This is a genomic window from Rhizohabitans arisaemae (genome assembly GCF_025996515.1).
Classification (GTDB): Bacteria; Actinomycetota; Actinomycetes; order Streptosporangiales; family Streptosporangiaceae; genus Rhizohabitans; species Rhizohabitans arisaemae.
Window position 1 is genome coordinate 1484375 of record NZ_BLRH01000060.1, and the last position, 12078, is coordinate 1496452.

Here is a 12078-nt window from a genome sequence, read left to right on the forward strand (position 1 = left end):
CCGTTGACCCCCATTTGGCGATCCTGGCTTGGCATCTGAACCCGGCGGCGGCCCAATACCTTGCTAGGCTGCTAGTAATTGTTAGGGCCGGGCGATGTCTCACCCCGGGATGGTGAGACCGTTGAGAAGTGGGGTCACACCATGAAGAAGCTGCTCGTCTTGGTGATCATCGCCATCGGAGGGCTCCTCATCTGGCGCAAGGTGCAGGCGGACCGCGCCGAGCTGGATCTCTGGACCGAGGCCACCGGCAGCGACAACTGACCAGCCATCGGCGGCAGACATGCCGGTGACGGCGACGCGAAGGTCCGACGCTTTGACGGGGGTGTCTGCGTGATCGACATCCCCGTGCCCATCAAGCTGGCCTGCCTCGACCTGTCGGGAACCACCGCAGGTGACGCAGGAACGGTAGAACGGGCTTTCGCGGAGGCGATCGCGACACAGGGTGTAGTCCCCGGAACCAGTGCCTACGCACGGGCGATGGTCCACGTGCATCGGTTCCGGGGGTGCCCGTCCATCGACGTCTTCCGAGGGATCTTCCCCGACAACGAGGCAAGAGCTCAAGTCACCAACCTCGCCTTCGAGCGCTCCTACGAATCCGCACTCGACCGCCTGGGAATGACCCCCCTCCCCGGCGCCCTCGAGGCCCTCGAAAAGCTGCGCAGCTCAGGCGTGAAAACCTGCCTCGTCACCGGCTTCCGCCGCAAAACCTTCGAACGCATCCTCACCCTCCTCGGCTGGCACGGATGCATCGACCTCCACCTGTGCTCCGACGACGTCGAACGAGGACGTCCCTGGCCGGACACGATCCTGCGTGCCCTCACCCAACTCGAAATCGACGACGTGCGAAAAGTCGCCGTCATCGGCGACACCGAAGCCGACATCCTCTCCGGACGCCGAGCCGGAGCCGCGATCGTCGCCGGTGTACTCACCGGAGCACACAGCAAAGACAGACTCCAACAAGCCGGCGCCACACACATCGTCGACACAATCGCCGACTTTCCGGCATTGGTCCTCGACAAAGACCTCTCCACGCACCAGATACCGTCCGCCGCCCGGTAGGCTATGCAGAGCTTCACGGGGCCTTAGCTCAGCTGGAAGAGCACCTGCTTTGCAAGCAGGGGGTCAGGGGTTCGAGTCCCCTAGGCTCCACTCGGCGATAGGCGACCTATGTCCGCGGAGGGCGCGGACCTTGGTCGCCTCGTCATTTTTTTGCTCGGCTTCGCCTCGCGGGCGGGGGCTTCGCCACCCGCACCCCCCCTTTGCTCGGCTTCGCCATTGCGGGTGGGAGGTGGTTCGCCTGGGTGCGGCCGGGCTCACATTCGCCGGGGGATTCCTTGGAGTCGAGATCATGAGCGATGTGCAGACGTTGCCCATGGTCCATGCCAGAGCTGCAGCTGGAGCGCTCTTCTTCGACGACCGCGGCCATAGCCGGGTCGATCTTCCGACTCTCGAATTGGAGCTGTTAGCACCGTGGCCGACAACTGGTACACCGGCAACGCCACCGAGGACGCCGACCGCCACCGGGGCTGGCTCATGGGGCACTTCATCGACCCTGGGGCCGGAGGCGTGCGCTCGACGGGAGCCCTTGAAGTGAAGTGGGGCACACACCCGGCCGGCGAGCGTCGACCCGAGTGGAGTACCGACGAACAGCGGACCACCCTTCTCATGCTGATCCAAGGCCGCTTCCGCCTTGACCTCACCGTTGGCGAAGTGGTCCTGAAACGGCAGGGTGACTATGTCGTGTGGGGGCCGGGAATCGATCACTCCTGGGAGGCCGAAGAGGACTCCGTCCTATTGACCGTTCGGTGGCCGTCCCTCCCGTAAGCGTGGCAGGCATCTCGGGCTCCCCTAAAGTCGAGTCCGTGAGCAACGCGCACACCCCGCCCATGGCCCACGCCAGAGCAGCGGCCGGAGCGCTCTTCCTCGATGACCGCGGCCGGGTTCTCCTGCTTGAGCCCGCCTACAAGGAGCACCTGGACATACCCGGGGGCTACGTCGAACCGGGGGAGACCCCTTTTCAAGCCTGCGTGCGCGAGGTTCACGAGGAACTCGGCATTCGGCCGCCCGTCGGTGGCCTGCTCGTGGTCGACTGGGCGCCCCATCCTGCCGAAGGGGACAAAGTTCTGTTCGTGTTCGACGGCGGGACGTTGGCTCCTGCCACCGTCGACCGCATCACCCTTGAGGCCGAGCTCACCGGATTCGGCTTCCACCCCGTCGAGGAACTCCCTCACCTGCTCATCAAGCGACTTGCCCACAGGGTCACCGCCGCCGTCACGGCCCGCAGACTCGGCCGCACGCTCTACCTGGAGCACGGCGAGCAGTTGCCGACTGATCTCATGGGATGCCACAGGTAGCCCGGATGGATCACCACATCACGCACTCTGTGAGCGTGGCAGGCGTGGTCGTCGACGACGAGGGCAGGGCACTCCTGATCCAGCGACGTGACAACGGCCGTTGGGAGGCGCCCGGGGGAGTCCTCGAACGCGACGAGGACGTCATCACCGGCCTGGTCCGCGAAGTCAGGGAGGAGACCGGCCTTGAAGTCGAGCCTCTTGCCCTCACTGGGGTCTACAAGAACATGACCCGTGCGATCATCGCCCTGGTCTTCCGCTGCAAAGTGATCGGTGGCCGGCTCACCGAGACCGACGAGGCCCGTTCCTTCCGATGGGTCACCGCCGACGAGGTCCGCTCACTTGCATCCGAAGCCTTCGCCGTCCGGGTCATTGACGCCATTCGCGACGATCAGGTGCCCGCTGTCCGCCACCACGACGGAACCCGCCTGCTCTGAGCTGTGAAGCTCCGTGACCTGCATCGCGGGTGTCTAGTCCCATTTGATGTTTGACACTTCGGTCCCACCACATACATGACAGGCACCCTAGGAAACATGACCGGCCTTGCGGGGCCGGGCCGCCTTGACACTGCGAACAGGCTGAGTCGTGGTGCGGCGGACCACACGGACATCGTCGGGAAGCTCGATCGTCAGTGTCGTGTCACCGACATGCACCGTCACGATCGCACGGGCATGCACACGACCCAAAGCCACGGGGTGGGTAAGCCGGGGGTGCGGTACCGGGTCATCGTGGCCGGGTGGGTGGATCTCACCTGGCCTGTGGCCTCCCAGGCCTCCCAGTGATCGACAAGCTGTTCGTCAGTGGTGACCTCTAACCTCACTCTATTCCTCGGGTTCGAGGCGGTACGGCGGGAACGGATCCGGGCGCACGTGTGACATGGGGGAGCATCTTGGGCAGGGTTGGTTGCGATGAAGAAGTGGTCGGAGGCGGGATCAGCAGGTGCAGAGTGGCGGATCGACCGTTCGATGCGCAGCACCGGATTATGTACAGACGCGCCCGCCCCGACTATGAGAAGAACAACTCTTATAGGTACTGGCGCTTGACGCCCGATCCGATCCGAGGTGGTCGGCTCGCTTGTCCAGCCCGCGCCGTTGGGCTGGCCGATTCGGTGCTTGGCCTGCACGCATGACGATCACGAAGAGGACGGTTGGGGCTTGGGCCGTCTGTGTCGGCCTATTCCTGCCCGTTATCGCTTTCATGGTGACCTCGGGAACGTATCTGCCTTACCAGGATCCGACGCCGGAGATCTCGAAGAAGTACGCCGAGGAAGTCGCGTATGCAAACTTGGTGAATCTCGTCGCACTGAGCGTCGGTGCTCTGCTGGTTGGGGTGGGGGCTGCTCTCCTTGTGTACGCGCGGACAAAACGGCGGCCTGCAAACATTGACGAGTGAAGCTCCGGGCGATTCCGTCTAGGGGTTGTAGACAGGCGGATCGCCGACGTAATGGATGGAGTCGCCCGATCGACAAGATCGTTGGTTGCGTACACTGACGGGCATGGCCTGTCGCATCAGTGAGTTGGTTATCGACGCCGCCGATCCTGATCGGCTCGCCGCATTCTGGAGCGAGGTTCTCGGTTACGTCGAACTCGGCCGGGAGGACGACGGGAGCATCGAGATCGGGCCGGCCGACGTCGGCTTCGGCGGCCTGCAGCCCACCCTTGTTCTCAGCCCCAGTAGCGCCCCGCGAACCGGGAAGCTTCGACTGCACATCGACGTCAGCGCCACCGACCGCGACCAGGACGCCGAGCTGGAGCGGTTGCTCGCTGTCGGGGCCAAGCCCGTTGACGTCGGCCAGACCGGCACCGAGAGCTGGCACGTTCTGGCCGACCCGGAAGGCAACGAGTTCTGCCTCCTGCGCACCCGGCTTCAGCCCCTCTGATCACGTGTGTCTTGGCACCAAGCCGCTCGGCCGGTCGATTGAGGTCGGCTACCTGAGCTGACGCTTCGCCTGGGTGACCTTTGGCGTTCCGGTCGGTTAGGAGCGTGTTTCGGTGACGGCAGTCTCCTGGTTCGGACTCGCACCCCGGTTGTCAGGGAGTCCCTGACGCCCTAAGCTGTCAGGAAGTTCCTGACAGCTTAGGGCTTCTGACCCCTTAGGAGTGTGCTGTGATTTCGTCTGACACTCTGGCCGGACTTGCTCGGTGTTCCTTCTGCGGCAAGTCGGACACCGAGGTCGACAAGCTGGTCGCCGGCGCCGGCGTGTACATCTGCAATGAGTGTGTGGCTCTCTCCGCGATGGTCATCGAAGGAAGCCTCGACAGTCCCGTGGGGCCGCGGGTGCCTGTCTGGGCGTCGCTGGCGGACGAGGAGATGCTGAGCCACATTCCGCGCGTCGCCGAGCACATCGACCAGGCCGAGGCCGACCTGCGCTCATGGGTGCAGGAACTGCGCCGACGCGGCGTGACCTGGCGAAAGATCGGCGAAGCTCTCGGAATCACCCGCCAGTCCGCCTGGGAGCGGTTCTCCGGCGAAGAGTGACGCGAACCCGGCACCGAGGTCTGCTTGTCCAGAGAACGACTTCGACTGTCGGGTCATCCGCGAGTGATGATGAAGTCCATGTCGGTGTAGTCGAATGTGATGGCGAACGGCTTGAAGAACTCGTGGGTGAAGTTGGCGAGCAGGTCGAAGCCGAAGCGAGCGGACTGGCCGGGGCCGGGAAGGCCCGGGAAGACCGTTTCCCAGGCGTAGCCGCGCACGTTGCGCCCCACGGCCTTGCCGAGGCTGACCCGGTCGGGCGTGATCGGATAGTACTTTCTCCGGTTGTGCTCGACCGGGTTGGCGTAATCCACCTCGATCCCGGTCCGTTCGGCGATCTCCACCGTCGTGTCGAGGGCGTGGGCAATGCCGCCGGTGTCGACGGTGACGAGCCGTGGCCCGGAGTTGAGGAGACTGCCCACGGTGCAGGGGTAGTGGTCCCCGGCCAGCCACAGGGGGAGCTCGTCGACCCGGGAACGACGGGCCTGCGCCCGGAACTTCCGTCGCTGGGCCTCGGTCTTACGGCGGAGGATCAGCGCTTGGCCGGCATAGTCCATGGTGGTCAGGAAGTGGTAGAACACCGTCGTTCCGATCACGCCGGCGGGCTGGGAGCCGTCGGGAAGAGGCGGCCGCTGGGTGTCGATCCACTGGACGGGGAGGTTGCGGATTTCGATCTCCCCGACCCGGAACGAGTTCAGCACGCCCAGGTACATGGTGATCGGCGTGTTGTTGACGACCCCTCCCGAGACGGTGGCCAGCGCCTGCAGTCCCGCCTCTTCCGCCGCCTCCGGAGACAGGTCGAGGGTCGAATAGGTGTCGAGCAGGAATTTCTTGGTCGCTCCGCCGTTGAGGGACGCTTCGACGGAGGGTACGGGGTCGAGGGTGTGGAAAGGCAGATGTGCTTCGGCCGCCCCCTGTATCCGCCACGGTGTGCCGGCGAGATTGGCGAAGACGGTGGCGAAGGCCGCGTCGCGCTGGTCGCCGGTCTGACGCAGCAGTGGTACGGCGCGGGCGTGCTGATCTTGCCGTACGAAGCACTCGGCGAGCCGCTGCTTCGAGGCGATGTCGGCGGGAGCCAGGCTGATAGCCCGGGACAGGAAGTTCTCGGCCGCGTGGAACCGGTTGGACAGCAGGGCGATGTAGCCGAGCCGGGCGGCGGCGTGCGCGTTCTGCGGGTTCTTGCGGAGCAGGTGCCGGTAGCCGCGTTCGGCTTCGGCGAACTTGCCGTTCTTGAAAAGCTGGTCCGGATCCGGGGGAGAGGCGAAAGCCGCCGAACCCGAACCCATCAGCGGAAGCGCGGCGCCGGCGGCCGCGGTCAGGCCGACCCCGCGTAGGAACATGCGCCTGTCGAAGGTGTGAATATCGTCTCGGGAGGTCATGTCGGCTCCTGACGTGATTCTCGTTTGTCTTACGCCGCCGCGTTGATCAATGTGGGCGGAGGGCCAGTCAATCCACCGAGGTGTTCAACGGGCATAAGTGCACGACCTTCACATTCACGGCTATCCGCCGCTGGTCGGCTGTATCGCCATCGTTGGTGGGTGCGGACAGGTGGGATGGGAGTGGCAGGCGACGGGTTTTCGGGAGACCCGAATGGGAGTGTCCACCCGATATCGTCGATTGATGACTGACATGGTGATTGAGACCGAGCGGCTCGTTCTGCGGAGCTGGCGCGACGGCGACAGGGAGCCGTTCGCGGCGCTGAACGCCGACCCCGAGGTGATGGAGCACTTCCCCGCCATATTCTCGCGGGAGGAGAGCGATGCGATGGTCGATCGCATCAAGGCGGGGTTCGACATGCACGGCTTCGGGTTTTGGGCGGTGGAGGCGGCAGGGGCGTTCATCGGCTTCACCGGCCTTTCGGTGCCACGGTTCACCGCGCATTTCACGCCCTGTGTCGAGATCGGCTGGCGGCTCGCCCGCTCCGCATGGGGGTACGGCTACGCGAGTGAGGCGGCGGCAGCCGTACTGGACGACGCGTTCGGGAGGCTTGGGCTCAGCGAGGTGGTGTCGTTCACAGCGGTGACGAACGAGCGGTCACAGGCCGTCATGCAGCGAATCGGGATGGTGCGCGACACCGAGGGTGATTTCGACCATCCTGTGGTGCCCGAGGGTAGCCGGCTGCGCCGGCACGTCCTCTATCGAGTCACCAACCCGTCGTATGGGTCGGCCCGGTGAAGGCGGCCATCGGGCATTCGGGTCCGCTGGAAGGACCACATCGATCAGCGGTGGCTTGAAGAAGCTACCTGCGTAAAGTCGACCCGATTGGCCCCACGCGGTGATCTATGACCGCCCGTCGCCCGGCGGGTGGTCCACTCGCCCGGGGCTTTCACTGTTTGAAGGCACGCCTGAAGCTGCCGACCAGGGAAGCGAGGATCACCAGGTTGAAGGCGATGTTCACCGTCACGAACGCCCGGGCGAGTTGACCTTGGGCGTGTACGTCTCCGAAACCCACGGTGGCGATGGTGGCCATGGTGAAGTAGAGCGCGTCGGTCCGGGTGTTCAGCTGGGCGAACTGCTCCGGGCTGCTGGTGGCGATGACGTAATGGGACAGGGCGAAGAACGTGGTGGCTATGTAGAGGAGCAGAAGGAGATCACGGATTCGGGCGGGTTCCCCGCGCATCATCCTGAGTGTCCGTCGGGCGAAAACCAGGGTGAGCAGGGCGACCCCTGCGATGAACAGCAGAATCGACACCGTCAGTCGCACCGGATTCCTGCTGTCCCCGAGTGGTATCAGGTAGTACAAGAGGATAAGTCCGACGACCATGGCGACCTGGCCGACCCAGCCGTGGGATGCCCGCTCTCCTGCCACCTCCCCATCATTTGGCATCGGGTCGGCCCGCCTCCCGTGGACACGCCGTCGGCCTAGCGCCAGCCGTCCGGGTCGACTCCGCCCGGGATCGGGACCACAGGGTCGTACGGGGTACGCGAGAAGATGAAGGTCTGCAGGTCGAGGTGGGTTCCCTGCGGACCCCGTACCACCCGGAGGATCTCACCGGCGTGGTATCCGTCGAGCCCGAGCCAGGTGCCGTCTGGTTCGGGGCGGAAGCGGGACGCCCTCCCCCGCTCGCCGATCGGCGAAAGGTTGATCAGGCCGTCCGGCAGGATGCGGAGCACGTACGGCAGCGGCCCCCAGTACCACTGTCCGGTCAGTTCGAGGAGATCCGGATCGACGCTCTGCGGGGTCCATTCGGCGGGTATGCGCGGCTCGTGCTCGCTCATGATGTCGAGCAGGTCGGTGAGGAGGGTGAACCCGACGCCGAAGGTGGTGTTGGCGAGGAAGAACGCACCGGTGGCGTCGGCGGGGTCGACCCAGATCGTGGCGAGGAACCCGGGCATGGAGCCCGTATGACCGGCGAGCCTGCGCCCGCGGTGCCGCATGAGCTGGAATCCGAGTCCGTACCCGGACCGCCATTCGTCGCCGTCGTCGACCTTGGCGGGTTCCCGCATCTCGGCGACGGTGTCCTGGTGGAGGACGTCTCCGCTGTCGCCGCCGATGAAGAGCGTCCACCGGGCCAGGTCCGTCGCGGTCGACCAGAGCTGCCCGGCGGGAGCCATCGCCCCTCCGTCGTGGGCCGGCTCCGGCAGCAGGACATCCGCCCACGGGTGTACGGCCCAGCCTTCGGCGTGCGGCTCCTGCGGCATGAAGGTGGTGCGGTTCATCCCGAGCGGCTCGAGGATTTCCTTGTGTACGGCGGTCATCCAGTCACTCCCCCGATGCCGGGAGACCAGTTCGCCGAGCAGGCCGTATCCGACATTGGAGTAGTGGAACCGGCGTCCGGCGCGATGCCGTACCACCTCGGGTCCGAGGGTGAGCCGATCCGGCCCGGCGATCCGCTCCCACCATTCCCCGGGTGCTTCGGCGGTCAGGCCCCCGGTGTGGGAGAGCAGTTCGGCGATGGTTCGGTCACCTACGGGGGTGCCGGGGACGTGGGTGTCCAGCGTGTCGTTCAAACCGAGGCGGCCTTCGTCGCGGAGACGCATGACCATTACCGCGATAAAAGTTTTGGTGATTGAGCCGATGCGATATTGGGTGTCGGCGGTGGGGGAGGCTCCGCCGACTTCACCTCTCGCTCCCAGCCACACGGTTTGGCCGTCTCGGACGACGGATGCCACCACCGAGGGGAGGCGTTCCTGGGCTTGGTCGATGGCGAGTCGCCTTAGCAGAGCCTGTGCGGTGGTGGGCAGCATGAGAGGTTCTCCTCATCCGAGCGCTGGATGCACCCACCCTAATCGCGTGTGGGCTGATGAGAAGATGGCCCTCGACGGTGAACTCAGAGCCTGAATAATCGTGTGTGTCGAGGTAGACGGCTTGACCCTGCTTACTTGCGGTTCACTTTTGTGTGTTTTGGGTGTCGGCAAAGTATCTAAAATTCAATAGCCTTTAATTTACTTTCAGGCCCTGTGCCTTGGGATGAGGGCCCAAAAAGGTCCCGGGCGATCGGCATCCCCGGGACCTTGTCGCGAACCTCTCAGGCTACGGCCTGTGGTCGTCCAGTGGCTTTTCGATGCCGTGGCCGCGCTGGTGGGCCTTGGAGGCCACCTTGTCGGCGGTCTCGTGGACCTTTTCGCCGGCCTTCTCGGCTCGGCCGCCGGCCCACTTCGTGGTCTCACCCACCTGGGTCGCGGCCTCCTCGGCGTTGTTCTGGATCGCCTCCGTCCAGTGCTGGGTGGTGCCCCGCCGAATGAGCACCCCCGTGACGATGATGGCCGCACCGGCGACCAGGAGCATCATCGGCCAACGACTCCGGGGCTGCACCCGGTATGGATCGATTCGGTCGGCCGCTGAGGCGAGCATCGCGCTCAGTCTCGGCGCGAGACTCTCCTCGACTGAGTGGGCTGCACGGTCCAGCTGGGGTGCTGCCCAGCCACGTGCGTCCATGAAGCGGTGGGCGGCCATCTCGCGGGCGCTCATCGCCATGGGCGAAACCCGCTCGGCCGCCCATTGTGCCCGGGCTCTCGCCCGTCGTGGCCACGTCGCAGGGACAATCACCTCGACGCGGCGCCTTCTCTGTGTCAGGGACACAACAACCTCCCCCTGTCGCCGGGGCCCCTGAGGGCTCACCTTCCCGCTTACAAGCGGCTCAACCCTGACCGGCCGTGGGAGGATTACCGGACGACCCGCAGGTCGTACGCCACATCACCACAGACCAGCACTGTGCACTTCTAACCAGATGTGCGCAGGACAAACGAGGGGAAGCCAACCAGTGGCTGAGGAACTCACAGCGACGCTGCACACCAATCTCGGTGCGATAAAGGTCCAGCTCTTCCCGAACCACGCGCCGAAGACGGTGCGGAACTTCGTCGAACTGGCGGAGGGGTCGAGGGAGTGGACGCACCCGGAGACGGGGCAGCGGTCCACCGAGAAGCTCTACGACGGCACGATTTTCCACCGTGTCATCGACGGCTTCATGATCCAGGGTGGGGACCCGCTCGGTCAGGGTATCGGAGGCCCCGGCTACAAGTTCGACGACGAGATCCACCCCGACCTCTACTTCAATCGGCCTTACCTGCTGGCCATGGCCAACGCGGGTAAGCAGATGGGGCGCGGGACCAACGGCTCGCAGTTCTTCATCACCGTCGTGCCGACGCCGCACCTGAACGGCAGGCACACCATTTTCGGCGAGGTTCTCGAGGGCCAGGACGTCGTGGACGCCATCTCCAAGGTCGCCACGGGCCGCAACGACCGGCCGCAGTCCGACGTCGTCCTGGAGCGCGTCGTTATCGAGCGCAAGCAGGCCTGACCACGCATAGGGTGGTTGGGTATACGCACGGTCGAAAGGGCCCTCACGCGATGACAACTCAGCCACCCGAGGTGCCGTCGACCCCGCCCGAGTCCTTGGGCGGGGAACGGCCTTCCCCCCACGTCGTTCCGGTGTGCTACAGACATCCCGGCCGCGAGACCTACGTCCGGTGCCAACGGTGTGATCGTGCCATCTGCCCGGACTGCATGCGCGAGGCGGCCGTCGGCCACCAATGCGTGGAGTGCGTGCACCAGGGCAGCCGGACCGTGCGCCAGGCGCGTACGACCTTCGGGGGCAAGGTCACCAACCGCGTTTTCGTCACCTGGACCCTGCTCGCGGTGAACGTGTTCGCGTACGTCTTGGAGGCGGCGAACACGGTCCGGGTTCTGAACGAGTTCATGATGTCCGCCGGCCACGTGGCGGTCGGGCAGTGGTGGAGACTGATCACCGGCGCATTTCTGCATTCCCCGCCACCGTCGTTCTGGCACATCCTCTTCAACATGTGGGCGCTGTATGTAATCGGTCCCGAGCTTGAGCGGCGTCTGGGATCGGTCCGTTTCGCCGCGCTCTACATGATCTCCGCGCTCGGCGGCTCAGTCGCGATCTACCTTTTCGGGACGACTGCGGTCGGCGCCTCCGGAGCGATTTTCGGGCTCTTCGCGGCGCTGTTCGTGGTCGGACGGAAGCTGGGCTACGACATCCGCGGGGTGGCCGTGCTCATCGGCATCAACGTGGTGATCACTTTTATCGTTCCGGGGATCAGCTGGCAGGGCCACCTGGGCGGGTTGGTGACCGGCGCCCTGGTGGCCGCGATATTTGCCTACGCCCCTGCCAAAAACAGGAACGTCATTCAGTTCGCCGCCACGTTCGCCGTCTTTATCGTGCTCGTCTTGCTCGTGGTTGTTCTGCCCCCGTTCGCCTACAGCGCACTCTTCGGGTGAGTATCCACAGCCTGTGGATAACCTGTGGAGCGAGCTTGCCGGCAATTGGGACGGGCGGCGGATGAGCGAGATTATCGCCAACGTGTGGAGAGGACCACGCCGAAGACAATCAGACCAAAGCCGATCAGCAGGTTCCAGTTTTGAAGATCGGACATCACCGGCACGTTGGTTCCGGCAATGTAGTACACGGCGATCCACAGCACGCCGAGTATCCAGGCGACCACCATCGCCGGGGCGAGCCACCGTGGGCTGACCGCGACCTGCTGCGTCTTCGGCGGCGGAGTGTAGACCGCCTTCTTGCGAGTGTTTGGCTTGGGCACGACTGACAACTCCTGAGATCATCATGGGCATAGCACAAGCGCGTGCCTGCCGTCGTTAGCGTAGCCGCTGGCGGAAGAGCTTTGGGAGCAGGACGGCGAGCAAGAATCATCCAACCGGAGTGTACGGCGACGGCGCCACGTTTGAGCGATCGGTATCTGGATCGTGTCATGGTACGGAGAAAACCCATCCGATCGGCTTCGGTAGTTCAAAGAGGCGCCAAATTGTGGATTGACGGGTTCACCCCCGGCG

At 64.9% G+C, this 12078-nt stretch carries 16 protein-coding genes and 1 tRNA gene; 12 read left to right on the forward strand and 5 right to left on the reverse strand.

All coding sequences use genetic code 11. The features are described 5' to 3' along the window. Window positions 1-141 precede the first annotated feature (141 nt). The 9 genes from RUR_RS35285 to RUR_RS36905 all read left to right on the forward strand — a co-directional run bounded on the left by RUR_RS35285 (window position 142) and on the right by RUR_RS36905 (window position 4829). Window positions 142-261 carry a DLW-39 family protein gene (locus tag RUR_RS35285; RefSeq protein ID WP_283139572.1) on the forward strand — a complete coding sequence of 40 codons (120 nt, stop codon included), beginning with the start codon at window positions 142-144 and terminating at the stop codon, window positions 259-261. Between the two features lie 69 nt (window positions 262-330). After that, the gene (locus RUR_RS35290) at window positions 331-1059 is read left to right on the forward strand and encodes an HAD family hydrolase (RefSeq protein ID WP_283139573.1); all 729 of its coding nucleotides are present in this window, start codon (window positions 331-333) and stop codon (window positions 1057-1059) included. A 17-nt stretch (window positions 1060-1076) separates the two neighbouring features. Then, window positions 1077-1149 (forward strand) — tRNA-Ala (locus RUR_RS35295). Between the two features lie 321 nt (window positions 1150-1470). Further along, a complete protein-coding gene (locus RUR_RS35300; protein WP_283139574.1) occupies window positions 1471-1824 on the forward strand; it encodes a signal peptidase I in 354 nt (117 codons plus the stop codon). A gap of 38 nt (window positions 1825-1862) precedes the next feature. After that, on the forward strand, window positions 1863-2354 hold the full coding sequence (locus tag RUR_RS35305) for an NUDIX domain-containing protein (protein ID WP_346349093.1): 492 nt from the start codon (window positions 1863-1865) through the stop codon (window positions 2352-2354). A gap of 5 nt (window positions 2355-2359) precedes the next feature. Further along, window positions 2360-2788: an NUDIX hydrolase gene (locus RUR_RS35310; RefSeq protein WP_283139575.1), complete on the forward strand. Its 429-nt coding sequence runs from the start codon at window positions 2360-2362 to the stop codon at window positions 2786-2788. A 688-nt stretch (window positions 2789-3476) separates the two neighbouring features. Then, entirely contained in the window at window positions 3477-3743 is a 267-nt protein-coding gene (locus tag RUR_RS35315; RefSeq protein ID WP_283139576.1) for a hypothetical protein, read from the forward strand. A 103-nt stretch (window positions 3744-3846) separates the two neighbouring features. Further along, window positions 3847-4230, forward strand: a complete 384-nt coding sequence (locus RUR_RS35320; RefSeq protein WP_283139577.1) for a VOC family protein — start codon at window positions 3847-3849, stop codon at window positions 4228-4230. A 227-nt stretch (window positions 4231-4457) separates the two neighbouring features. Continuing rightward, window positions 4458-4829, forward strand: coding sequence for a ClpX C4-type zinc finger protein (locus RUR_RS36905; protein ID WP_428847044.1), 372 nt, complete (start codon window positions 4458-4460; stop codon window positions 4827-4829). A 53-nt stretch (window positions 4830-4882) separates the two neighbouring features. Here RUR_RS36905 and RUR_RS35330 read toward each other — a convergent pair whose 3' ends face one another. Then, window positions 4883-6205, reverse strand: a complete 1323-nt coding sequence (locus RUR_RS35330; protein ID WP_283139578.1) for an aspartyl protease family protein — start codon at window positions 6203-6205, stop codon at window positions 4883-4885. 241 nt (window positions 6206-6446) lie between these two features. On the opposite strand from RUR_RS35330, the gene RUR_RS35335 reads away from it, so the two are divergent. After that, complete coding sequence (locus tag RUR_RS35335) at window positions 6447-7001, forward strand: GNAT family N-acetyltransferase (RefSeq protein ID WP_283139579.1); 555 nt, start codon at window positions 6447-6449, stop codon at window positions 6999-7001. A 151-nt stretch (window positions 7002-7152) separates the two neighbouring features. Here RUR_RS35335 and RUR_RS35340 read toward each other — a convergent pair whose 3' ends face one another. The 3 genes from RUR_RS35340 to RUR_RS35350 all read right to left on the reverse strand — a co-directional run bounded on the left by RUR_RS35340 (window position 7153) and on the right by RUR_RS35350 (window position 9744). Next, on the reverse strand, window positions 7153-7635 hold the full coding sequence (locus tag RUR_RS35340; protein ID WP_283139580.1) for a potassium channel family protein: 483 nt from the start codon (window positions 7633-7635) through the stop codon (window positions 7153-7155). 53 nt (window positions 7636-7688) lie between these two features. After that, the gene (locus RUR_RS35345) at window positions 7689-9014 is read right to left on the reverse strand and encodes a serine hydrolase domain-containing protein (RefSeq protein WP_283139581.1); all 1326 of its coding nucleotides are present in this window, start codon (window positions 9012-9014) and stop codon (window positions 7689-7691) included. A gap of 286 nt (window positions 9015-9300) precedes the next feature. After that, complete coding sequence (locus tag RUR_RS35350) at window positions 9301-9744, reverse strand: hypothetical protein (RefSeq protein WP_283139582.1); 444 nt, start codon at window positions 9742-9744, stop codon at window positions 9301-9303. 253 nt (window positions 9745-9997) lie between these two features. Between RUR_RS35350 and RUR_RS35355 the strand changes: the two genes are divergently transcribed. After that, window positions 9998-10567 (forward strand): peptidylprolyl isomerase, encoded by a 570-nt coding sequence (locus RUR_RS35355; RefSeq protein ID WP_283139583.1) that lies wholly within the window; start codon window positions 9998-10000, stop codon window positions 10565-10567. 206 nt (window positions 10568-10773) lie between these two features. Next, window positions 10774-11508, forward strand: coding sequence for a rhomboid family intramembrane serine protease (locus tag RUR_RS35360; RefSeq protein ID WP_283139584.1), 735 nt, complete (start codon window positions 10774-10776; stop codon window positions 11506-11508). Window positions 11509-11579: 71 nt separating this feature from the next. Here RUR_RS35360 and RUR_RS35365 read toward each other — a convergent pair whose 3' ends face one another. Continuing rightward, complete coding sequence (locus RUR_RS35365; protein ID WP_283139585.1) at window positions 11580-11828, reverse strand: cell division protein CrgA; 249 nt, start codon at window positions 11826-11828, stop codon at window positions 11580-11582. Window positions 11829-12078 lie beyond the last annotated feature (250 nt).

Bases quoted from the DNA above. Each gene is read 5' to 3' on its own strand.
- RUR_RS35285 (WP_283139572.1), top strand. From the start codon at position 142: ATGAAGAAGCTGCTCGTCTTGGTGATCATCGCCATCGGAGGGCTCCTC.
- RUR_RS35320 (WP_283139577.1), top strand. From the start codon at position 3,847: ATGGCCTGTCGCATCAGTGAGTTGGTTATCGACGCCGCCGATCCTGAT.
- RUR_RS35335 (WP_283139579.1), top strand. From the start codon at position 6,447: ATGACTGACATGGTGATTGAGACCGAGCGGCTCGTTCTGCGGAGCTGG.
- RUR_RS35360 (WP_283139584.1), top strand. From the start codon at position 10,774: ATGCGCGAGGCGGCCGTCGGCCACCAATGCGTGGAGTGCGTGCACCAG.
- RUR_RS35355 (WP_283139583.1), top strand. From the start codon at position 9,998: ATGTGCGCAGGACAAACGAGGGGAAGCCAACCAGTGGCTGAGGAACTC.
- RUR_RS35315 (WP_283139576.1), top strand. From the start codon at position 3,477: ATGACGATCACGAAGAGGACGGTTGGGGCTTGGGCCGTCTGTGTCGGC.
- RUR_RS35330 (WP_283139578.1), bottom strand. From the start codon at position 6,205: ATGACCTCCCGAGACGATATTCACACCTTCGACAGGCGCATGTTCCTA.
- RUR_RS35350 (WP_283139582.1), bottom strand. From the start codon at position 9,744: ATGGCGATGAGCGCCCGCGAGATGGCCGCCCACCGCTTCATGGACGCA.
- RUR_RS35345 (WP_283139581.1), bottom strand. From the start codon at position 9,014: ATGCTGCCCACCACCGCACAGGCTCTGCTAAGGCGACTCGCCATCGAC.
- RUR_RS35310 (WP_283139575.1), top strand. From the start codon at position 2,360: ATGGATCACCACATCACGCACTCTGTGAGCGTGGCAGGCGTGGTCGTC.